Source organism: Streptomyces pseudogriseolus (assembly GCA_002154585.1).
Classification (GTDB): domain Bacteria; phylum Actinomycetota; class Actinomycetes; order Streptomycetales; family Streptomycetaceae; genus Streptomyces; species Streptomyces pseudogriseolus.
In genome coordinates, this window is sequence record MUNG01000086.1 from 1 (window position 1) to 278 (window position 278).

At 76.6% G+C, this 278-nt stretch carries 1 pseudogene; it reads right to left on the reverse strand.

The features are described from left to right. A pseudogene (locus CCN29_RS09295) lies at positions 1-278 on the reverse strand (NADP oxidoreductase); the annotation flags it as partial.

Sequence of the window (278 nt, forward strand, 5' to 3'; positions counted from 1 at the left end):
GTCCTCGAGCAGGGACGTCACCGTCTCCTTCGCGCAGGAGCGGTTGGTCCCGATGACGCCCGTCGGGCCGCGCTTGATCCAGCCCGCGACGTACTCGCCCGGGGCGACCGCGCCCCCGCGCAGCACCCGCCCGGCCAGATGCGGCACCGTGCCCGTCGCCGCGTCGAAGGGCAGCCCCGCCGGCGGCACCCCCCGGTACCCGACCGAGCGGAGCACCAGCTGACCCTCGATGTCCTCGAAGCGGCCCGTCCCGGTGACCCCGCCCGAGCCGTCCGGCA